General features: G+C 42.3%; 19 protein-coding genes. 8 read left to right on the top strand and 11 right to left on the bottom strand.

Translation table 11 applies throughout. The features are described 5' to 3' along the window. Together ACTG7Q_RS10000 and ACTG7Q_RS09995 are read left to right on the top strand one after the other, a co-directional pair. A partial coding sequence (locus ACTG7Q_RS10000; RefSeq protein ID WP_439243387.1) for a YadA family autotransporter adhesin occupies positions 1 to 1094 on the top strand: 1094 nt, incomplete at its 5' end. Positions 1095 to 1176: 82 nt separating this feature from the next. Then, positions 1177 to 2319, top strand: a complete 1143-nt coding sequence (locus ACTG7Q_RS09995; RefSeq protein ID WP_439243385.1) for a DUF2827 family protein — start codon at positions 1177 to 1179, stop codon at positions 2317 to 2319. A 52-nt stretch (positions 2320 to 2371) separates the two neighbouring features. On the opposite strand, the gene ACTG7Q_RS09990 is transcribed toward ACTG7Q_RS09995, so the two are convergent. Both ACTG7Q_RS09990 and asd read right to left on the bottom strand, forming a co-directional pair. Further along, the gene (locus ACTG7Q_RS09990; protein WP_439243383.1) at positions 2372 to 2998 is read right to left on the bottom strand and encodes an FKBP-type peptidyl-prolyl cis-trans isomerase; all 627 of its coding nucleotides are present in this window, start codon (positions 2996 to 2998) and stop codon (positions 2372 to 2374) included. A 24-nt stretch (positions 2999 to 3022) separates the two neighbouring features. Then, a complete protein-coding gene (gene asd, locus ACTG7Q_RS09985) occupies positions 3023 to 3895 on the bottom strand; it encodes an archaetidylserine decarboxylase (RefSeq protein WP_439243381.1) in 873 nt (290 codons plus the stop codon). Between the two features lie 338 nt (positions 3896 to 4233). Between asd and proC the strand changes: the two genes are divergently transcribed. Then, a complete protein-coding gene (gene proC, locus ACTG7Q_RS09980; protein WP_439243379.1) occupies positions 4234 to 5052 on the top strand; it encodes a pyrroline-5-carboxylate reductase in 819 nt (272 codons plus the stop codon). Between the two features lie 120 nt (positions 5053 to 5172). On the opposite strand, the gene ACTG7Q_RS09975 is transcribed toward proC, so the two are convergent. Continuing rightward, on the bottom strand, positions 5173 to 6387 hold the full coding sequence (locus tag ACTG7Q_RS09975) for a pyridoxal phosphate-dependent aminotransferase (RefSeq protein WP_439243377.1): 1215 nt from the start codon (positions 6385 to 6387) through the stop codon (positions 5173 to 5175). 133 nt (positions 6388 to 6520) lie between these two features. On the opposite strand from ACTG7Q_RS09975, the gene ACTG7Q_RS09970 reads away from it, so the two are divergent. Together ACTG7Q_RS09970 and menD are read left to right on the top strand one after the other, a co-directional pair. Continuing rightward, complete coding sequence (locus ACTG7Q_RS09970) at positions 6521 to 7816, top strand: isochorismate synthase (protein WP_439243396.1); 1296 nt, start codon at positions 6521 to 6523, stop codon at positions 7814 to 7816. A gap of 32 nt (positions 7817 to 7848) precedes the next feature. After that, positions 7849 to 9558, top strand: a complete 1710-nt coding sequence (gene menD, locus ACTG7Q_RS09965) for a 2-succinyl-5-enolpyruvyl-6-hydroxy-3-cyclohexene-1-carboxylic-acid synthase (protein WP_439243375.1) — start codon at positions 7849 to 7851, stop codon at positions 9556 to 9558. Positions 9559 to 10503: 945 nt separating this feature from the next. Here menD and ACTG7Q_RS09960 read toward each other — a convergent pair. Both ACTG7Q_RS09960 and ACTG7Q_RS09955 read right to left on the bottom strand, forming a co-directional pair. Continuing rightward, positions 10504 to 12000, bottom strand: coding sequence for a surface lipoprotein assembly modifier (locus tag ACTG7Q_RS09960; RefSeq protein WP_439243373.1), 1497 nt, complete (start codon positions 11998 to 12000; stop codon positions 10504 to 10506). 82 nt (positions 12001 to 12082) lie between these two features. Continuing rightward, positions 12083 to 12898 carry a Cof-type HAD-IIB family hydrolase gene (locus ACTG7Q_RS09955; protein ID WP_439243371.1) on the bottom strand — a complete coding sequence of 272 codons (816 nt, stop codon included), beginning with the start codon at positions 12896 to 12898 and terminating at the stop codon, positions 12083 to 12085. A 93-nt stretch (positions 12899 to 12991) separates the two neighbouring features. Here ACTG7Q_RS09955 and tpx point away from each other — a divergent pair, with 93 nt between their 5' ends. After that, entirely contained in the window at positions 12992 to 13489 is a 498-nt protein-coding gene (gene tpx / locus ACTG7Q_RS09950) for a thiol peroxidase (protein WP_439243369.1), read from the top strand. A 37-nt stretch (positions 13490 to 13526) separates the two neighbouring features. Here tpx and nagA read toward each other — a convergent pair whose 3' ends face one another. From nagA to ACTG7Q_RS09920, 6 genes are all read right to left on the bottom strand, one after another. Beyond that, on the bottom strand, positions 13527 to 14669 hold the full coding sequence (gene nagA / locus ACTG7Q_RS09945; RefSeq protein WP_439243367.1) for an N-acetylglucosamine-6-phosphate deacetylase: 1143 nt from the start codon (positions 14667 to 14669) through the stop codon (positions 13527 to 13529). Between the two features lie 14 nt (positions 14670 to 14683). Beyond that, on the bottom strand, positions 14684 to 15493 hold the full coding sequence (nagB, locus tag ACTG7Q_RS09940) for a glucosamine-6-phosphate deaminase (RefSeq protein WP_439243365.1): 810 nt from the start codon (positions 15491 to 15493) through the stop codon (positions 14684 to 14686). Between the two features lie 221 nt (positions 15494 to 15714). After that, positions 15715 to 16596, bottom strand: coding sequence for an N-acetylneuraminate lyase (gene nanA, locus ACTG7Q_RS09935; protein WP_439243363.1), 882 nt, complete (start codon positions 16594 to 16596; stop codon positions 15715 to 15717). Between the two features lie 18 nt (positions 16597 to 16614). Then, on the bottom strand, positions 16615 to 17490 hold the full coding sequence (locus tag ACTG7Q_RS09930; RefSeq protein WP_439243361.1) for a MurR/RpiR family transcriptional regulator: 876 nt from the start codon (positions 17488 to 17490) through the stop codon (positions 16615 to 16617). Positions 17491 to 17507: 17 nt separating this feature from the next. Continuing rightward, on the bottom strand, positions 17508 to 18392 hold the full coding sequence (locus ACTG7Q_RS09925) for an N-acetylmannosamine kinase (RefSeq protein WP_439243359.1): 885 nt from the start codon (positions 18390 to 18392) through the stop codon (positions 17508 to 17510). Between the two features lie 171 nt (positions 18393 to 18563). Further along, positions 18564 to 19250, bottom strand: a complete 687-nt coding sequence (locus ACTG7Q_RS09920; RefSeq protein ID WP_439243357.1) for an N-acetylmannosamine-6-phosphate 2-epimerase — start codon at positions 19248 to 19250, stop codon at positions 18564 to 18566. Between the two features lie 365 nt (positions 19251 to 19615). On the opposite strand from ACTG7Q_RS09920, the gene ACTG7Q_RS09915 reads away from it, so the two are divergent. After that, on the top strand, positions 19616 to 20611 hold the full coding sequence (locus ACTG7Q_RS09915; RefSeq protein ID WP_439243355.1) for a sialic acid TRAP transporter substrate-binding protein SiaP: 996 nt from the start codon (positions 19616 to 19618) through the stop codon (positions 20609 to 20611). 92 nt (positions 20612 to 20703) lie between these two features. After that, the gene (locus ACTG7Q_RS09910) at positions 20704 to 22557 is read left to right on the top strand and encodes a TRAP transporter large permease (protein ID WP_439243353.1); all 1854 of its coding nucleotides are present in this window, start codon (positions 20704 to 20706) and stop codon (positions 22555 to 22557) included. Positions 22558 to 22560 lie beyond the last annotated feature (3 nt).

The raw sequence follows: 22560 nt of genomic DNA, 5'->3' as shown, positions 1-22560 counted from the left end.
AAGCAGACTCCTCAGCATCAGCCGCAAGCAGTTCAGCGTCAGCAGCGGATAGCTCAGCGACTAAAGCAGATTCATCAGCATCAGCCGCAATCAGTTCAGCGTCAGCAGCGGATAGCTCAGCGACTAAAGCAGATTCATCAGCATCAGCCGCAAGCAGTTCAGCGTCAGCAGCGGATAGCTCAGCGACTAAAGCAGATTCATCAGCATCAGCCGCAAGCAGTTCAGCCTCAGCCGCCGATAGTTCAGCAACTAAAGCAGATTCATCTGCATCAGCGGCAAGCAGCTCAGCCTCAGCCGCTGATAGTTCAGCGACTAAAGCAGACTCATCAGCGTCAGCCGCAGATAGCTCAGCAAGCAACGCTGCATCAAGCGCAACCGCAGCCGATAGTTCTGCGACATCAGCAAGCAATTCTGCGACGAGTGCAGCAAGTTCTGCAGAAGAGGCCAAACAATATGGCTGTCGTTCTGACGGTGGCGAAGAGGCCACAGCTTGTGGTAACGGTGCAACCGCAACCGGTGATAATTCAACGGCGGTAGGTCAGCATTCAACAGCAAGTGGTAATAATTCAACCGCAACAGGTCAAGGATCGCAAGCCACAGGGGCTAATTCAACAGCGAATGGTCAAGGTGCGACAGCGAGTGGAGACAACAGTACTGCGTTAGGTCAAGGTGCAACAGCAAGTGCAAGCAATTCAGTTGCTTTAGGTGCCAATTCTGTGGCCAATGAGGCGAATACCGTTTCTGTGGGCAGTGCAGGTAATGAACGCCGTATTACCAATGTAGCGGATGGCGTGAAAGCGACCGATGCGGTCAATAAAGGCCAGTTAGACAAAGTGTCTAGCGACTTACGCAGAACCGATCGCAAATTGCGTGCGGGTATTGCGGGTGCTGTTGCTGTAGCCAATATTCCACAAGTCACCAAACCAGGTGGTACGCTTGTTGGTGCGGGTGTTGGTAACTACAATGGACAAAGCGCTGTGGCAGTGGGATTATCCAAAGCCTCTGATAACAATAAAGTTATCTTCAAAATGAGCGCAGGCGCCACTACTCAAGGCGATTACAATGTGGGTGCTGGTATTGGTTATCAGTGGTAAGACTTTTTACTAACCCATAACATGAATTTCAGCTATACTTCGGTATGGCTGAAATTTTATCTATTAAGCACAGGAATAAAATATGGAACGCAAATATAAAGTGGGGATCACGTTTAATTTAGAATCAAAAGTGACTGATATTTGGGCCAATGGGGCCAATCAAAATGTGATCTTTCTCTATGAATTATTTAAACATTCTAAATTGGTCGAAGATCTTGTTTTGGTCTCATGGGGACCTGAAAAACGAACCACGCCACCAACAGGGTTTATGTTGGATGATTTAGACTTAAAATTTGCCTATATAGAAGATGTGATTGATGATCTTGATGTGTTAATTGAGGGAACCTTAAGTGTTGAACCACGCTTTAGAAACCGTATAAAAAACCATGGTGGCAAGGTCGTTTGTTATAAAATGGGCAATGACTATGTGATGGATATGGAATATTTCTTGTTTGATAAAAAAGCAGGACGGACATTGAATGGCATGGTTTTTGATGCCAACTGGATGATTCCACAACACAGCAATACTTGTACTTCGTATCTTACCATTATGAACCGTTGTCCAACCCATGAAGTTCCTGCTATTTGGTCACCGTTATTTTGTGATAAGGTCATCTCTAGGCTAGAAGAAAAGCACCATTTAACCTTTGGTTATCAGCCCAATACGGAGAAAACAGGCAAACGGATGGCCAGTTTTGAACCCAATATGTCGGTGCTAAAAAGTTGTTTTACGCCAGTGTTGATTTATGAACAATCCTATCGCACCGCACCAGAAAAAATTGAGCATGTGTATTTGTGCAACACCTATGAGAAAAAAGACAATCCGACATTTTTTAATTTTATCGGGCATACGGATTTGGTGAAAGATAAGGTGATGACTGTAGAAGGACGTTATCAAATGCCAGATTTCTTAACGCGTTATGTAGATGTCGTGGTGGCTCACCAATGGGAAAATGGCTTGAACTATGCTTATAATGATGCCTTATATGGGGGCTATCCATTTATACATAATTCTAAATTATTGCCGAAAGGGGTAGGGTATTATTACGATCAATTTGATGCCTTTGACGGTGCCAAAGTGTTGTTAGATGTCATAGAGAATCATGATAAACAACATGCTGACTATGTAAAACGTGCTAATGAATATTTGGATTCTTTGTTGCCAACAAATCCGATGAATATTTATTTATACGAGAAAGAATTGAAACGTTTGTTTGATGAATAAAAGGCTTAGTCATAGGAAAAAGTGCGGTAAAAAATACCGCACTTTTTTGTGATTACAGAATATCCAACAATTCTACCTCAAACACCAACACGCTAAATGGCGGAATGGATTGACCGGCACCACGTTCGCCGTAGGCTAAATTGTGCGGAATGGTTAAACGCCATTTGGAACCCACTGGCATTAATTGTAAGGCCTCTGTCCAACCCGCAATTACGCCACTGACAGGAAATTCTGCCGGTGTGCCACGGACCACAGAACTGTCAAAGGTCGTACCATCAATCAGTTTCCCCGTGTAATGCACACGGACTTTGCTGTCACGTTGTGGTTTGTCGCCTTTGCCCTCGTTGATAATTTCATATTGTAAACCGCTTTCCGTCACTTTTACGCCATCTTTTTTCGCATTTTCCACTAAAAACGCACGGCCTTCTTCTTCAATTTGTTGAAATTGCGCTTGCGCTGCAGCTTGGGCCTCTTGTTGAATTTGTTGTAAGGCTTTGCTCACTTCTTCTAAAGCAATGGCCGGCTTGTTTTGATTTAACACATCATAAATCCCTTTCGCCACGGCTTCAGCAGACACCTGCATACCGCTGTCAGCAAGCTGTTGGCCGATTTGTAAACCGATTCCGTAACCGCCTTTTTCTGCGGTGCTTTCTAATTTTACTGTATCAAAAATTGACATGATTTTTCCTTTTTGGTTAATAAATTATTTTTTGTAAGCCAACACTTGGCCGACTTGGGTGACCGTATCGACAGCTAAATTATCCGCTAAACGCACTTGATTGGCTTGGAATAAATTGATCACCGTTGAACCCAACTGGAAAGCGCCCATTTCTTGCCCTTTACGCAAAGTTGGCGCATTGTCGCCGGAATAATCCCAACTTTTCACTTCTTTTGCTCGGGGTGGATTAATCACGCCCGCCCAAGCGGTGCTAATACTGGCGGTGATGGTGGCGCCGACTAAGATTTGAATCATCTTGCCAAAGGCGGTATCAAACACACAAATTACCCGCTCATTGCGTGCTAACAAATTCGGCACATGGGTATTTAAAAATGGGTTGACCGAAAACAGCTCGCCTGGTACATAAATCATTTTGGTGAGCGTGCCATCACAAGGCATATGCACACGGTGATAATCCCGTGGCGACAAGTAAGTGGTGGCAAAGGTGCCATTTTTGAAATCAGCCACTAATGCCTGATCGCCTGCCAGTAAATCTTCAAGGCTGAAAAAATGCCCTTTGGCTTGTAATAATAAATTGTCGGCAATCTGCCCACATTGGCTAATTCGTCCGTCTGCGGGCAGACAAAGTGCGGTGCTTTCTTGATTAATTTTTCGAGCCTCCGCCTTTAATGGACGGATAAAGAATTCATTGAAACTGGCATAAGCGGTAAACGCTGTTTTTTCCGCTTCTTGCATATTCACCTGATATTTTTTCGCAAATAACTTAATGGCAAAATGCGTGATGGCGCCCCATTTTTGTTTGGCAAACCAACCCGCTAATTGGGTTAAATAAAGCTGTGGCATCACATATTGAAAGGCAATCTTGGTACGTTGCCAGTAGGTTAATTGTGCTGTCATATTGTCTTCCCTTTAAAATGAAAAGGAGGATTATAGCATTATCTTGGCGATTGGAGAAATGAAATCCGATGGTGTTATAGCGGTTAACGTCAGGCTTAATCTTTGTGTTGATAAGAATAGAATTTAAATCGCTATAGAAAGCTGATTGAGACCTTCTGGCATTTTTAGCTAATTCATTATCCAATGATTTAATTTGTTGCTCATTCATAATAAAAATACCTGTTTTTATTTATTATCTTCAGGAAATAGGTATTTACACAAATTTTGTTATAGGCTCGTGCTATTTCAGGAAAGTTTGCATATAATCTTCCCAACCCAATAAAAAAAGGAAAAAAATCATGCAACAAAAATCAATCTGTTTTATCGGCGGTGGCAATATGGCACAAGCTATCGTGTTTGGTTTGTTGAAAACAGGCTATCCGGCTAATTTGATTACGGTTTGTGATCGCAATGCACCGAAACGAGCCTTATTTGCTGAACAAGGCGTCTTGGTTTCGACGGATAATGTAAAAGCAGCGGCTGCAAGTGATGTGGTGGTGTTAGCGGTGAAACCGCAAGGTGCAGCGGAAGTGTGTTCTGCGTTAAGTGTGGTGGATTTTTCACAAAAATTAGTGATTTCCATTATGGCAGCCATTTCTGTGGAAAAAATCACCGCACTTTTACATCACGCCAACAATGTGGTACGAGTTATGCCGAATACGCCAGCTTTGGTGTCGCAAGGCATGTCAGGGTTATTTGCCCAAAACAGCGTGAAGGAGAATTTTAAAAAATTCGCCGATGATTTATTGCAAGCCGTAGGCAAAACCTGTTGGGTAAAAGATGAGCAAGATATGCACCTTGTTACTGCGGCGTCGGGTTCCAGTCCTGCGTATTTCTTTTTGTTTATGGAATCCATGCAACAAGCCTTGTTAAAGATGGGATTAACCGCAGAACAAGCCCGTTTATTGGTGCAACAATCTGCGTTGGGCGCAGCACAAATGGTGGTGGACAATCCTACTGTTGAGTTGGCGACGTTACGTCAAAATGTGACATCAAAAGGTGGCACCACGGCAGCTGCGTTAAATGTGTTTAATGAGAAACAGTTAGGGCAAATTGTGGAGCAAGCGATGTTGGCTTGTGTGGAGCGGTCGAAAGAGATGGAAAAATTGATGGGGTGACCCTCACCCCAACCCTCTCCCATAGGGAGAGGGGACTGTACAGAGGGAATGGTTAGATCGGCTATAATACCAAATATCGTTCCCTCTCCCTTTGGGAGAGGGCTAGGGTGAGGGTAAAAATTACTGCCGATATCCGTCCAAAAATCTCGCTAATCGACCCAACGCATCTTCCAACGTAGAAACATGCGGTAAGGTCACAATGCGAAAATGGTCAGGCGCATGCCAGTTGAAACCACGTCCATGCACTAACAACACTTTTTCTTGACGTAACAAATCCAATACCATTTTTTCATCATCATAAATATTGAATTTTTTAATGTCAATTTTCGGGAACATGTACATGGCGCCGTTCGGTTTAACGCAACTTACCCCAGGGATTTGGCTAATTAATTCATAGGCTTTGTTACGTTGTTCCAACAAACGCCCACCGGGTAAAATATACTCGTTAATGCTTTGATAACCGCCCAATGCCGTTTGAATGGCATGTTGCATTGGATGGTTGGCACACAAACGCATAGAGGCCAACATATCCAAGCCCTCAATATAGCCTTGCGCATGATTTTTCGGGCCGTTCAAAATCATCCAACCTTGACGGAAACCCGCCACTCGATAGGCTTTGGATAAACCGTTGAAAGTGATGGTTAATAAATCGGGAGCAAGGGCCGCAATATGATGATGAACCGCATTGTCGTACAAAATTTTGTCGTAGATTTCATCCGCAAAAATAATCAAACCATGTTGACGAGCCACGTCGACGATTTGTTCCAGTAATTCCTTACTGTATACGGCGCCTGTCGGGTTATTTGGATTAATCACTACAATGGCTTTGGTGCGGGCGGTGATTTTGCTTTTAATATCCTCAATATCAGGGAACCAATCAGAGGATTCATCACACACATAATGCACGGCTTTACCGCCTGCTAGCGTGGCTGCCGCCGTCCATAAGGGATAATCAGGCATCGGGATCAACACTTCATCACCGTTGTTTAACAAGGCTTGCAATGACATGGTGATTAATTCCGACACACCGTTACCAATGTAAACATCATCCACGGTGGCACCTAAAATATTTTTCGATTGGTAATATTGCACAATGGCTTTACGTGCAGAGTAAATGCCTTTGGAATCGCAATAACCTTGGGCAGAGGGAAGATTGCGTAAAATATCCACTAACACTTCATCCGGCGCCTCAAAGCCAAAAGGGGCGGGGTTTCCGATATTTAGTTTTAAAATTTTATTGCCTTCTTCTTCAAGGCGAAGTGCCTCTTTGTGTACGGGGCCACGAATGTCATAACAGACGTGTTCTAATTTGTCGGATTTTGGGAAAAAGTCCATATCATGTCCTTGGCTTGCTTAAAAATAACAGAAAATTAACCGCACTTTACCCTGATTTTGAACAGAATAAAAGATTTACTAAAAAAATTTTTTTATTTGCGGTAGAATAGACGCCATTTAACGGATATTTTACATAAATTTAATGGAAAACCTGTGTGCTGGCTTAATTGAGCAGATTCAAGCCCATCAATTATCAACACAAACGACGATTACGCATTTTGTTTCTGAGGCGACGGTTAGCGTGGCGTTATTGGCGTGGCTGAAAGGGCAACAACTGTACCCACAATTTTATTTTGCTTATCGTGATGAACCCGTATCGTTGGCTTGTGTAGGCAAGGTGCGGTGCTTTTCGGATGCGAATGTGGCGCAGCAGTTTGTTCAGCAACAGGATTTAGCGCTTGTGGGCGGCTTGACTTTTGATAAGCAAGCGATGTTTTGGTTGCCAAGATTGTTGTTGGAATGCGAGGGAGAGACCCTGTTTATTCATGTTTATTGGGATAATCAGCAAGATTTTGAGGCAGAACAACAGGCTTGTTTGCAAGCGGTGAAAACCTTGGAAAATATCACCGCACTTCAGACCACGAATCAAACCTTGTCGCAATCCGTACAACAGGCGGCACAGAAAGCAGATTTTGTGCAGTGGACGAATTGGGTCGGGCGTGCTTTGCAGGCGATTGAACAAGGGCAATTTAGCAAAGTGGTGTTGGCGAACCAAACGACGTTTTCCGCTGAACATGAGATTAACGCCTATGATTTTTTAGCGGAAAGCGAGCGGAAAAATATTGGCTGTTATCATTTTTTATTGGCGCAACAGCCCGAGCGTGTTTTTGTCGGTTCCAGTCCTGAGCGTTTATATGCACGTCAAGGGCGTCAACTTCAGACGGAAGCCTTGGCTGGTACGGCGACGATTAGTGAGAATGCAGTAGATAACCAACAACAAGCGGATTGGTTATTAAATGACAGCAAAAATGATCATGAAAATCGCCTAGTTGTGCAAGGAATTTGTGACAATTTACAGCCTTATATGAAACATCTTCAAGTCAGTGAGGTGGAACTGAAAAAATTGCGTCAAGTGCAACATTTACGCCGTTGCATTCAGGCAGAATTAACCCCACAGGCAACCGATGCAAACTGTTTACAAGCGATTCATCCTACGGCTGCCGTGTCTGGTTTGCCGCAGCAAAGTGCGGTGCAATTTTTGCAAAAAATGGAAAATTTTGACCGCACTTGGTATGCAGGCACCCTAGGTATGATGCGCCATACGCAGGCAGAATTTTGTGTTACGATTCGATCTGCGTTTATTGAACGCAATCAGCTATCGGTGTTTGCAGGCGCAGGGATTGTGGCGGGTTCTGAACCGTTGTTAGAATGGCAAGAAATCGAACGCAAAGCGTCGAGTTTGTTAAGTTTATTACGTATTGAAGAATAGAAAAGAGAACAAGAAATCATAAGAGAGAGCCTATGTCAGCCGTGAGTACCTTTAATCGTTGTTGGTCGAAAGTTATTTTAGAAACCCTTGTGCGTCAAGGCGTGCAACATTTTTGTATTGCACCGGGGTCACGCTCGACACCCTTGACGTTAGAGGCTGTGCGTTTACAAGAGCAAGGAAAGGCCTATTGTCATTCCCATTTTGATGAACGAGGATTAGCCTTTTTTGCCCTTGGTTTAGCCAAATCCACATTGGCGCCAGTGGCGGTGATTGTCACTTCTGGTACCGCCGCAGCGAATTTGTACCCAGCGATTGTTGAGGCTCGTCAAAGTGCGGTGAAATTGGTGATCCTAACCGCAGACCGACCCGATGAATTGCTAGAGTGCGGTGCAAATCAAGCCATTTTACAAGCCGATATGTTCGCCCCTTATCCTGTGGCAACCGTAAATTTACCTCGTCCAAGTCAAGACTATCCAGTGAAATGGTTGGTGTCTAGTTTAGATCAAGCAGGCTATCAACAGTACAAACAAGCGGGCGTGGTGCATATTAACGTTCCTTTCGCAGAACCCTTATACGATGCACAAATCAACGACATTGATAGCCATCCTTGGTTGGCGCCAGTGCAACGTTGGTTAACCCAAAGTAAACCTTGGGCGCAACATCAAGAGGTGCAACAAGAAGTGATGATGCACGAGCATTGGGATGATTGGCGCACCAAAAAAGGCATTGTGGTGGTGGGGCAGTTGCCACAAAAACAAGCCATGGGCATTCGCACTTGGGCGGATAACATGGGGTGGATTTTGTTAACTGATATCCAATCCAATGTAGAGCCAAGTTTACCTTATGCCGATATTTGGTTGGCGAATAAAACCGTGCGTGAAAAATTATTACATGCGGACATTGTGGTGCAATTTGGTTCACGTTTTGTGAGCAAACGTATTCATCAATTTTTAGCTAATTTCAACGGTGCATTTTGGGTTGTGGACGAACATGCCGAACGGGTGGATCCGCATCATCATCAGCAAACTCGTTTTCATGCCAAAGTGCATCATTGGTTGCGAGCGCACCCTGCGTTACGCCAAAAACCTTGGTTACTTGAGCCTTTAGCCTTGTCCAATTTCTGTGCCAGTTTTATAGAGCAGCAAGTGGGGGGGGGATTAAATGAGGCCGCCTTAGCGCATCATATTGAACGGATTTTACCGAAAAATTGCGCCTTGTTCCTTGGCAACAGCCTCTTTGTTCGTTTAGTCGATGCGTTGGCAAAATTATCTGACAGTTACCCTGTTTACACCAACCGTGGTGCCAGTGGCATTGACGGCTTATTAGCGACGGCTGCGGGTGTCGGTATTGGTGGCAACCAACCAGTGGCAGTGGTGTTAGGGGATATTTCAGCCTTGCATGATATTAATTCTTTGGCATTATTTAAGAAAGTTAATCAACCAACGGTGATTTTTATTATTAACAATAACGGTGGGGCGATTTTTGATATGTTGCCCGTGGATCAAGAGGTGAAAAATGCGTTCTATCGCTTGCCACATCAAGCCGAATTTGCGCAAGCCGCCGCCATGTTTGATTTAAAATATGCCCGTCCTTATACTTGGGCGGATCTCGGTTCGGTATTAAAACAAGCCTATTCACGCAAAGAAACCACGGTGATTGAAATTAAAGTCAATCCAAGTGATGGTAGCAATACTTATAAGCGTTTGATTGAGCAGATTAGTTATGCAGTGATTGGTGCCTAAATATTCATTGATAGATATTGGCATAATGGACAAAATGGTTGCTATTTAGCATTTTCTTTAACTGAATAGCAACTTTTCGGCATAGTAGACAAAATAGTTGGCACTTTTTTATACACTATGCTCTAGTAGACAAAATAGTTGGTTTTGGTTATTTTAAATAATTAGAATCAACTATATTTATTCAAAAAATCTTTTATAAACATAATCTTATTCTTTTTAGATAATCCGTGATGAACAATAAGTTTTTCTTTCAGTTTACCAAATAAATTTTCTATACGATTCGTTGTCTTATCCATATTTAATTCAGGATATTTCTCAAGGGTAAATAAATAATCTTATGACCTTTTTCTCTAAGACGATTGATTGCTACTGCGTAATATATGGCTTTCTCTGTTTTCACAATCTGATGATAAATTACTTTCTTCGTATGTGAGTCCATAAAGACCATTACACCAAACTTTCTACCAAAGAATGTCGTATCAATAATCAAGTTTAGATATTTGTTTTCGGCTGGATTTAATGAGGTTTTAGGTGATTTTAATAAATATCTTTGAATAGTTCTGACTGAACAATGATATTTTTCTGCTAATTGTTTATAGGATTGTATTCCAACAGTATAATCTTGCCAAATTCAGCTTAAAACGACATGAAAATGTCCTGTTTACTTTTGAGAAATATCCTGAACTAAAGATTGAAAAAACAACAAATCGGATTGAAGGGCTATTTAAAGAACTGAAGAAGAAATTAGCTACACATAGCGGTTTAAAAACAAAGAATAAGATCTTGTTTATACAGGATTTTTTAAATAAGAAAAGTTGCTATTTAGTTAAAGAAAATGCTAAATAGCAACCATTTTGTCCATTATGCCCAAAACCTCGTACGGTAGTACGAGGTTTTTTATACTAGGCTGTGATGGCACTAGAAAAGTGCGGTGGAAATAAGTCATTAAAACCGCTTACTTAACTCTAAATACACCTGATGTTTATCATAAGTATAGAACACATGGTTACTTTTAGTTTTGTGATAGCTGTAAGTTAAGCGTGGCGTGATGCCTTTGTAGTGGATGGCACGATGCCAGATAGAGAACGCCGCACCGTATTCTTTATTACGTTGGGTAATATTAAACACGGGTAATGGACCTTTATAATTTTTCTGACCGTAACTTAAATTGACTCGGGTCGATAAGCCTTTGCCCCATTCTTGCACCCAACCGAGATTGATTGCACGGCGCACATAGCTGTCGTCACTGTCACGAGTACTGGTGCGGTTGTAACTGAGGTTGAGATACCAATATTGCTGGGCATTGCGTAAATAGCTTAGGCCGCTAGAAATATAATGGGTGTTACCGTTTAAGTGTTTACGGTCAGTGTAGCGTTGTTCGCTATACTGATAATTTGCCCGCCATTGCCATTTTGGGTTGAGCCAATAGTTAAAAGCGAGGTCGCCACCGCCAGATTTGGAGAAACGTTTCAGGCTTTCACTGCCCTCACGCCCACCTGCGTAAAGGGTTTGTTCCCAAAATGGAATCAGGCTGAGATCAGATCGGCCAGTTTGGTAGCCAAGGCCAAGGCCTCCGTGCATGGTCATTTCATTGTATTTTTTATTGTTCCAGTAATATTTACCATACAGAGAGAGGTCTAACTGGTGGTAAAATCCATTGCCCCACGACCATTTTTTACTGGTGTCTAAGTTATAACCAAAACCTTGTGCAGACTGACGCTTAGGTGCGCTCCAGTTGCCGTAGGTGGTACCTGATTTGGGGGCATTGTTAATATTTGGATCGTTTAAATAAGTCAAGCCGCCACCAAAACTCCAACGGTCTTTCTGATGAATGGCGTTGATATAAGTATCAATTAAACGTGCGACTTCTGGGGCAACTTTTTCACTGCGCAATTTCTCAAATTGTCCTTCTGCGGCATCGTATTCTTTGTTTTCAAATAACACTGCTGCAAGCTGTAAACGTGCGGGTAAAACATCATTATGTTGCGCTAAAATTTCTCGATAAAGGCGGATGGATTCGCTGTAATGTTGTGCTTTACGAGCCAAAATAGCTTGTTGCCATTGGGTTAACAATGGATCTTGCCATTGCGTGTCGATTTTCTGATAAATAGGATATAAAATCGCCACCGTTTCCGCATTGCCTTGCGCCACGGCGGGCAGTAAGGCTCGGATCACCAATTCTGGCTGATGGACTAATTCTTCTTTGCTAATGGATAAGGAATGGCTATCCGTTTGTGGGAGCGCTTGTTTTTCTTGTTTTGCTTGCTTGGCTTGTAATTGATAGTCGGTGTCTTTGCTGTTCATGCGTTGATCGTCAAAATGACGATCAATTTCACGCTGTGCTTGCGAGGCTGAACCCTCTTCTGCGGCGAAAAGTGCGGTGGGAAAAACAGCAATTAATGCTAACGCTAGTGCGGAACGAGAAAATAAAGTCGGTGTCATTGTTTGTCCTGAATATATAATAATGAAAATAGTTTACATTTATTTAATTGTCAGTGCAAATGTAAAATCGCCCTGTTCATGCTTAAGCGTCGATTAACCCCGCATTTTGCAGAAAATGCGCAATGCCGTCTTGCTCAATATGGTCGGTGACAAAATCTGCCACCGCTTTTAATTCATCACAAGCGTTACCCATAGCCACGCCAACCCCAACGGTACTTAACATTTCCAAATCATTTAAGTCGTCACCAAAGGCCATCGCATTTTCTTTTTGTAAACCTAAGTGGCGCAATAAGTGCAAAATTCCCCGTGCTTTGGAACCTTGTACATCAAATAAATCCACCGATTGTTCATGCCAACGTACGGTTTTTAAACCTTGTAAAATGCCAGAATTTTGCACCAACTCGTCTTGGCTTTCATCATAAAATGGTAGAATTTGGAACACCTCGTGATGTTGATAGTAGTCTTTGTCAATATGATAAGCGGTTTTCAACGGATCAACCGCACTTCGCACTTGATCTGTAATGCGAGATACCGCCAAATGTTCATTAGATACAAAGGCATAATCAATCTGTTGTTGCTCAAAAAAGGCGACGACTTCGGCAATCTTTTGCGTCGGAATGGGTAATTTATCCACCACTTGACCCTGATGTACCACATATTGCCCGTTCATGGTGACAAAGGTATTCAGGCCAGTTTGTTGCACTAAGGCTTTTATTTTCGGTGGGAAACTGCAAGGCGAGCGACCGGTGGCAATGGCAGGAATAATGCCTTTTTGTTGTAATTGTTGAATCGTTGGCAATACGCTTTCTGGCAAATAATCTTTATCTTTGACAATCAATGTTTCATCAATATCAAAGAACACAATTTTAATTTCATCAGTTAAATGGGTTAAATCCATACAAAATCCTTGAACTCTTTTCGCTAATACGCCATTATTATGAATGAATTTCGTCTTCAGGTTAAGTATTATTCCATAAATTAAGGAGAAAAAATGAGTAACGTAACTTTAGCTGGCAATCCCATTGATGTGGCGGGTCATTTTCCCGGAGTGGGCGACACCCTTGAAAATTTAACGTTCACTAACAGCAAACTGGAATCCGTGTCTTTTGCTGATTTTGCGGGTAAACGTAAAATTCTGAATATTTTCCCGAGCATTGATACAGGGATTTGTGCGACGTCGGTACGCAAATTTAATCAACAGGCTGCAGATTTAAATAATACCGTGGTGTTGTGTATTTCCGCCGATTTGCCTTTTGCTCATGCTCGTTTTTGTGGTGCAGAGGGGATTGATAACGTGCAAACCCTGTCTACGTTCCGTGATAAATCGCTACATGAAAAATTGGGCGTGGATATTACTAGCAGTGGGTTGGCGGGATTAACTGCACGTTCGGTGATCGTGTTAGATGAAAATAACAAGGTGCTACATGCGGAATTGGTCAGCGAAACCAAAAGCGAACCCAACTATGAAAAAGCATTAGCCGTTCTATAAAAATGTAGGGCGGACCGATGTGTCCGCCCGATAGCATTTAATCCAACTGCCAAACCCCATTCACCGCAGTATTCACTACTTTGAAATCATGGGTAAACACAGTCAAGTTGGCAATTTTGCCCACTTCAATGGAACCTAATTTATCCGCCACACCAATGGCTCGAGCAGGGTAAAGGTTACACATTCTGAGGCTTTCTTCTAACGGAATGCCCACTTCTTTCACTGCATTTTCCACGCTTTCAATCATGGTAATGGAGGCGCCGCTTAAAATGCCGTTGGCATCTACGCATTTGCCATCACGCACATAAATGGTTTTACCTACAAAGGTAAATTCTTTAATGTCCGATCCTGCCGGTGCAATGGCATCAGTAACGATACAGAGTTTATCGCCTTTGGCCCGTTTCGCAATTTTGACGTTGCCGAACGCCACGTGTAAGCCGTCGACGATCACGCCCGTGTAAATGTCATCACTGTCCAACACCGCACCGACCACGCCCATATCTCGTCCAGAACTCACTGGCGACATGGCGTTGTGTAAGTGCGTGGCAAATGTAATACCTTTTTTGAACGAATCTTTCGCTTGCTCATAAGTGGCATTGGAATGCCCCAAGGACACAATGATCCCTGATTTCACAAAATCAGGCACATGTTCCACCGTTGGATTGTCGGCCGCTAAGGTTAATTTGGTGATCACATCTGCATTTTGACACAAGAAATCTTTCATTTCTGGCGAAATTTCACGGATATATTCTGGCTGATGGGTGCCTTTTTTCGCTACGCTGATATACGGCCCCTCCAAATGCAAGCCGAGGGCTTGATTTTGGTGTTTAGCCAAATATTCTCGCATAATTTTCACCGCACTTTTCATGTCTTCATCGGGTGAGGTGATAAAGGTCGGTAAAAAGCTAGTGGTACCAGAACGTACATTGGTTTCTTGCATGATTTCCAATGTTTCTACGCTCGTTTGGTCATTAAACATGACCCCGCCGCAACCATTAAGTTGCAGATCGATAAATCCAGCAGTGAGGTTATTACCTTTTAAATCAAGATGTTGAATGTCAGTAGGCACCTGTTCTTGACGAATAATATCAACGATTTTGTCATTTTCGACAATCACCGCATAGCCATAAAGTACGTCATGGCCCGTATAAATTACCGCATTGGTCAGTGCATATTTCATTTTCGTTTCCTTAGTTAATCATTCACCACGGAATGAATGGCACGAGATTCTAATTCCGTAAAATATTTCACGGTTTTTACTTTAAGCTCTTGAGTGGCCGGTTCGTCACACACCAAAATATAATGACGATGTTGCTGTAACGCACTGATGGTCCAGAAATGGTTGATTGAACCCTCCACACCTGCTTGTACCGCTTGGGCTTTTTGGTGACCAGTGGCGAGAATCATCACTTCCTCGGCATCTAATAATGTACCAACGCCAATAGTTAAGGCATATTTTGGTACTTTATTGACATCGTTATCGAAGAAACGAGAGTTAGCAATTAAGGTATCTTGTGTCAGCGTTTTAATTCTTGTACGAGAGGCTAAAGATGACGCTGGTTCATTGAACGCAATATGACCATCAATACCCACACCGCCCATAAATAGATTAATTTTGCCGTAAGATTTGATTTTTTCTTCGTAGCGGCGGCATTCTTCATCATGATCATCGGTATTGCCGTTTAAGATATTGATATTTTTTTCTTGGGCATCTACGTGATTGAAGAAATTAGTATACATAAAGCTGTGATAGCTTTCAGGGTGTTCTTTTGGTAAGCCCACATATTCATCCATATTGAATGTGACCACATGTTTAAAACTCACTTCGCCTGCTTGATAGAGTTTGATTAATTCTTTGTAAGTTTGTTGTGGGGTGCCGCCTGTTGGTAAGCCGAGGACAAAAGGACGATCTTCCGTTGGTTTGAATTGATTGATACGATCAACAATATGACGAGCAGACCATTTTGCCACTTGCTCAACACTTTGTAATGGAATTAAACGCATAGTATCTCCTTAAAATATTTTTAGTTTTTTGTACCGCAGTTTCTTTAACACGGTATTGAACTTTGTACTGAATACTGTATTGACACTGTAGGGGCGTATTGCATACGCCCTAATGAGTCGATCGTTTGATGCTTGGCTACAAGGGCGTATGTAATACGCCCCTACAGACATAACAAACATAAAACTAAGTAAAACTGCGGTGTTTTTTAATTATTTTTTACTTATTTAAGAAATTGCTCATACAATTCTTTCGCACGAGCCTCTTGAGCCGCAGTGGCTTTCGATGTCATCGGCTCACGGCAGTAACCCGCATCCACACCTTGTAATTTCAAGATTTCTTTGATGGTTAAGTATAAACCGTTACCTAAAATACCTTCGATTAAATCGTTGGTGACATGTTGAACTTTCAACGCCTCTTCAATTTTGCCCGCTTTGGTCAATTCAAAAATTTGTCTTGCACGGATACCGTTCACGTTAAAGGTTGAACCAATCGCACCATCGACACCAAGGCTTGATGCAGGTAACATCATTTCATCGAAACCAGCCCAAATTAAATGATTTGGATAGGCTTTTTTCACACGTTCAAGTAAGTAGAAGTCGCCCGCCGTGAATTTCACCCCGATGACTTTTGGATTTTTATAAAGTTCGCCAAACTGTTCTACGCCCAAATTCACTCCAGTTAAGAACGGAATGCTGTATACGATCATGTTATTGCCAGTTTCTGCAATAATAGTTTCGTAGTAGTGTTTGATTTCTGGGAAACTGAATTTGTAGTAGAACGGTGTCACGGCAGATAAGCTGTCATAACCTAATTCAGTGGCGTATTTACCTAATTCCACCGCCTCTTTTAAGTTGACGCTACCCACTTGAGCAATTAACGCAATTTGGTCTTTGGCCTCATCTTTCGCAATGCGGAAGATTTGTTTTTTCTCTTCGGTAGAAAGCATAAAGTTTTCACCGGTAGAGCCGCCGACATATAAGCCGTCCACTTTCATTTTATCAATGTTGTGGCGAATGATTTGGCGTAAGCCTTTTTCATTCACAGAACCGTCTTCGTTAAAAGACACCAATAACGCACTGAAAATACCTTTCAAGTTTTTCATAAAGAAATTTCTCCTATATTATTTATCACGTTGCTGCACAATGACATCAACAGTTTTTTGCTTAGATTGTGTTGCTTTTTCTTGTTCGGCTTGCACTAAAAGTGCATAAATTAGGTCAAGCACGAATAATTGGGTGATTTGTGTACCGACAGAGTCGCCCTGCAACTGCCCTTGGCGATTGCCGTTGTTAAGTACATAATCAGAAACTTTGGTAATCGGTGAACGCAAATTATGGGTAATCGCCACCGTGACCGCCCCCGCCTCTTTTGCAATTTCCAAGGCTTTGGTGGTTTCGGGTGAGGTGCCTGAATGGCTGATCCCGATGACCACATCGCCTTTGCGCATCAGCGAGGCTTGCATATACATAAAATGATTGTTGTTTTCAGCGTCTACCTGAAAACCAATACGCATTAATTTATTTTTTGCCCCATTGGCAATCACGCCCGAGGAGCCGACACCAAATAAGAAAATCCGTTTGGCTTGACGCATGGCTTTCACCACTTTATTCAATTCGTCAAAATCTAACAAATTAATGGTTTCGCCAACCACTCGATTAATCACATTTTGCAACTTGGTGGCAATTTGTCTGGGTTTGTCTTTCGGCCCAATATTGGTGTCTAATAACGCCACGGGTTGTTGGCTTTGGGTCGCAATTTCAATGGCAAAATCCAATTTAAAATCACTAAAGCCCTTAAAGCCAAGACTCCGACAAAAGCGAATAAAGGTCGCCTCACCAACGCTTAAGGTGCGTGCAATTTCCGATAAAGAGGATTGCGCCAATAATTCTGGTGTGGCCAAAATTTGTTCGGCAATCCGCTTTTCCGTTTTGGTGAGACTATTTTGTAACGCCCCGATGGTATCGAGGATTTTTCGACCGTCATTAGATTGAACCATAATATGTTCTCCCTAGATTAAGGTTGTTTCGCTAATTCCAATTCGCCCCAGTAGGCTGCACCAATTAAACCTGCATCACCGGCATATTTTGCGTTGGTTAACTCGCAGTGATAAAAATGCGGCATGGCTTGCACGTAGTGTTTGACCAAAGGCAAATAGCCTTCCGCTAACCCGACACTACCACCAATCACCACTTGTTGAATATCCAATGAAATCACCAAGTCTGCTACTAAATTGGCAATAGCGTTGGCGGAACGATGTATTAGTGCGGTGGCTTTTTCGTCATTTTTTCTAAAACGTTCAAACACTTCTTTTGGCGAACAAGGGTTATCCCATTTTTGCGCATCACGCTCAATGGCACGTCCTGCCGCCACCGCCTCCACGCAACCACGACGGCCACAACCGCACATTTCACCATGGGGATCGGCCAAACTATGTCCAATATGCCCCACCACGCCATTTGGCCCCGTTTGCAATTCACCGTTTAAGATGATACCGCCACCGACACCAGTAGAAACCACAATAAAGGCAAAATTTGGCACTTTTTTCGGATCCAATTCTTGGTATTCTGCACAAGCCGCCGCTTGTACATCATTGAGCAAGAAAATTGGTTTATCAGTATGACGAGCAATGCTGTCTTTTAACGGAAATTCCGCTAATCCGCCTAAATTTTTTGGATTAAGTGCGGTTAAAATGCCGTTATTAATAATGCCTGTGGAGGCCACTGAGACGAAATCAAATTGGCCAGCATATTGTTGCACCAACGAGCCTAAGGCCTCGTGCATGGCATTCACGGCATCATCTTGTGGGGTGACAATTTGCTGACGTTGTTGGATTTGGTTATTTTCCACTAACGCTGCTGCAATTTTTGTGCCACCAATATCGAGGGCTAAACAACGCATATAAGCTCCTTTTTTACCCTCACCCTAGCCCTCTCCCAAGGCGAGAGGGGATTGTTCTGAGGGAGTATAAAATTTAATTTACTTTTATTTATTCCCAGCACCCAATACCCCCTATTTCCGTCCCCTCTCCCTCTGGGAGAGGGCTAGGGTGAGGGTAAAATAGGGTGAGGGTTATCTTGCCGATTTCACCGCATTCGCAAACCAGCTCACAATATGTTCTAATCGGGTTAACGCCGAACCAACAGTCACAGCATCTGCGCCATTTTCAATGGCACTTTTAGCTAATTCAGGGGTGTTATAACGACCCTCCGCCATCACAAAACAGCCGGCTGCTTTTAAATCTTTAACTAATTGATAATCCGGTTCTTTGGGAATTTCACCGCCGGTGTAGCCTGACATGGTGCTGCCCACAATATCAAAACCGAGGCTTTGGCAATATAAACCCTCTTCTAAATTAGAGCAGTCTGCCATGGCTAAACAGCCACATTCATGGATTTTTTTCACCGCAGTTTCAATATCCACTGGACGTGGGCGGTTGGTACCGTCCACCGCAATAATGTCCGCACCCGCAGCCGCTAAGTCCTCAATATCATGTAAGAACGGAGTGATGCGCACAGGGCTGTCGGGTAAATCCCGTTTTTTAATGCCAATAATTGGAATGTTAACCAAAGGACGGGTCGCTTTTAGATTTTCCACGCCCTCAATTCGTAAACCAGACGCACCGCCATGTTGTGACGCAAGGGCCATGGCTGCCACAATTTCAGGTTTATCCATCGGGCCGTCATCAACAGGTTGGCAAGAAGAAATAAACCCTTTTTTGATTCGAGTAAGCACGTCGGCATGAGCTATTTTTGACATATATACTCCATATATTTTTATAATTAAGAATTAATACTTCATTTTTTTCGCTAGGTTACGCCCTAACAACAAAAATGGCAAGACCTTTTATCTTTCCTTTGCTGAAATTTATAGCAATCAAGCAAAAGGTGGTGAAATATGGCACTTATTATAGGACGAAAAAAAATAAAAAGTGGAGTAAAAATTCAAAATCAAACCAAGAATTTTTCAAATTTGTGATCTCTGTCACATTTTTGAAATTTTACTTCAAAAAACTATTTCTTTTTTGATTTTTTTGATCCAAAATGCAAAGCATATTAAAACCACATAGGTTTAATTAATCTCAACCCTAGAAATTCCGACAATCTTTTAAACAGGAGCGTACTATGAAATTCAACAAACTATTATTAGCTACATTTTGTGCTGGCGTTGCAGCCTCTGCATTCGCTACTTCTGCTTTCGCAGCGGATTATGATTTTAAATTCGGTATGAACGCAGGTACCAGCCAAAATGAATATAAAGCGGCGGAATTTTTCGCTAAAGAAGTAAAAGAAAAATCTGCGGGCAAAATTGAAGTGAAATTGTTCCCATCTAGCCAATTAGGTGACGACCGCACCATGATGAAACAATTAAAAGACGGTGCCTTAGACTTCACCTTTGCGGAATCTGCGCGTTTCCAAATTTTCTACCCTGAAGCAGAAATCTTTGCCTTACCTTATGTGGTACCAAGCATTGAATTCAGCAAAAAAGCCTTGTTAGAAACCAACTTCGGTAAAGAATTACTCCGTAAAGTACACGATGAACAAGGGATGACCTTATTATCTGTGGCGTATAACGGTACACGTCAAACCTCCTCTAACCGTCCAATTAATAGCATTGAAGATATGAAAGGCTTAAAACTTCGTGTGCCAAATGCGGCGACTAACTTAGCCTTTGCTAAATATGTAGGTGCAGCACCAACACCAATGGCATTCTCTGAAGTGTATCTTGCTTTACAAACTAACTCCGTAGATGGTCAAGAAAACCCATTACCAACCATCAAAGACCAAAAATTCTATGAAGTACAAAAATATTTAGCTTTAACTAATCACATCTTAAATGACCAACTTTATTTAGTCAGTAATGAAACCTTTGCGGATTTACCGGCAGACTTACAAAAAGTGGTGAAAGATGCGGCAGAAAAAGCAGCAGAGTATCACACTAAATTATTTAAAGATGGTGAAGCCAATGCCATTGCGTTCTTTGAAAGCAAAGGTGTAACCGTGACTAAACCAGATCTAGCCCCATTCAAAGCTGCATTAAAACCTTACTATGACGAATACTTGAAAAAAGTTGGCAAAGTGGGTCAAGATGCCTTTGATGAATTTTCAAAAATTAAATAATTAACACATTCTCGCCTTACTCTCATCTTCCTCTTATGAGGGTAAGGCGTTTTATCAAGTTTCTTTGTTTTACTCGACTATCGAGGTTGATTATGAAATTTTTTAACAAACTAGAAGAATGGGTCGGCGGAACGTTGTTGTTCGTTATTTTCTTAATTCTTCTTACCCAAGTTATCGCCCGTCAAATCTTTAATTCGCCATTAATTTGGTCAGAAGAATTAGCCAGATTGCTATTTATTTATGTGAGTATGTTTGGGATCAGTATGGCGGTGCGTAGCCAACAACATATTTATCTCGACTTTATCACCAATCTGATGCCGCCAAAAGTCAAAAGAGCGGTCAATACTTTTGTACAACTGTTGATTTTTGCTTGTATCATTATTTTCATTCATTTGGGTTTTAAAGTCTGGATCAGTGCCTCCTTTGAATTGGTAGCGTTAGAAATCAGTGATAAATGGTTATATGCCGCACAAGCCTTTATTTCCTTGCTCGTGCTTATCCGTTTCTTACAAGCCCAAACCGAAAACTTTACTAATCAAACCTCCTATTTATCTGCCACGGTGTTTGCCGTAGGTGCGGTGGTTTTATTGGCACTTTTATATTTCTCTCCAGACGTGTTTAAAGTGTTGCGTATTTCGCAATATGCAAAATTGGGCGACAATGCTGTGTATGTGGTGTTAGTGGTGTGGCTCGTGATTATGTTCTTAGGCACGCCAGTCGGTTGGTCATTATTTATTGCCACCTTGCTTTATTTCTCTATGACTCGTTGGAATATTGCCAACAGTGCCGCCAACAAATTAGTCGATAGTTTAAACAGTTTCTCATTATTAAGTGTACCGTTCTTTATCTTAACAGGGATTTTAATGAACGGCGGTGGTATCACTGAACGAATCTTTAACTTCGCCAAATCCTTATTAGGTCACTACACTGGCGGTATGGGCCATGTGAATATCGGGGCAAGTTTACTCTTCTCTGGTATGTCAGGCTCTGCTATTGCTGATGCGGGTGGGTTAGGTCAATTAGAAATTAAAGCCATGCGTGATGCAGGCTATGATGATGACATCAGTGGTGGTATCACTGCGGCATCTTGTATCATTGGCCCGTTGGTTCCACCGAGTATCTCCATGATTATTTATGGGGTGATTGCTAACCAATCCATTGCCAAGTTATTCGTAGCAGGTTTCGTACCAGGTGTATTGATTACCATTGCGTTAATGGTCATGAACTACTTCGTGTGTAAAAAACGTGGCTATCCAAGAACACCAAAAGCCACTATGCCAGAACTCTGTGCCGCATTTAAATCCAGTATCTGGGCCATTTTAACCCCAATCTTGATTATCGGCGGTATCTTCTCTGGCTTGTTCACCCCAACCGAAGCAGCGGTGGTGGCAGTGGCATACTCCATTATTGTCAGCCGTTTTGTGTACAAAGAATTAACCGTACAATTATTGTTCAAAAGCTGTGTCGAGGCGGTCGCAATCACTGGCGTAACCGTGTTAATGGTGATGACCGTGACATTCTTTGGCGACATGATCGCACGCGAACAAGTGGCCATGCGTTTAGCTGAAATGTTTATGGCGGTGGCTGATTCTCCATTAACCGTGCTAGTGATGATTAACTTACTGTTATTATTCTTGGGTATGTTTATTGATGCGTTAGCATTGCAATTCTTAGTATTGCCAATGTTAATTCCAATTGCACAACATTTTGGTATCGACTTAATCTTCTTTGGGGTGATGACCTTATTGAACATGATGATCGGTATCTTAACCCCACCAATGGGCATGGCGTTGTTCGTGGTGGCTCGTGTGGGAAATATGTCCGTATCTACCGTCACCAAAGGGGTGTTACCATTCTTGGTGCCAATCTTTGTGACCTTGATATTGATCACAATTTTCCCAGAAATTATAACCTTTATTCCGAATTTATTAATGCCAAATGGCTAACAT

The sequence above is a fragment of the Lonepinella sp. BR2474 genome (assembly GCF_051851555.1).
In the GTDB taxonomy this organism is placed as follows: Bacteria; Pseudomonadota; Gammaproteobacteria; order Enterobacterales; family Pasteurellaceae; genus Lonepinella.
This window is presented reverse-complemented; position numbering and strand designations above follow the sequence as displayed.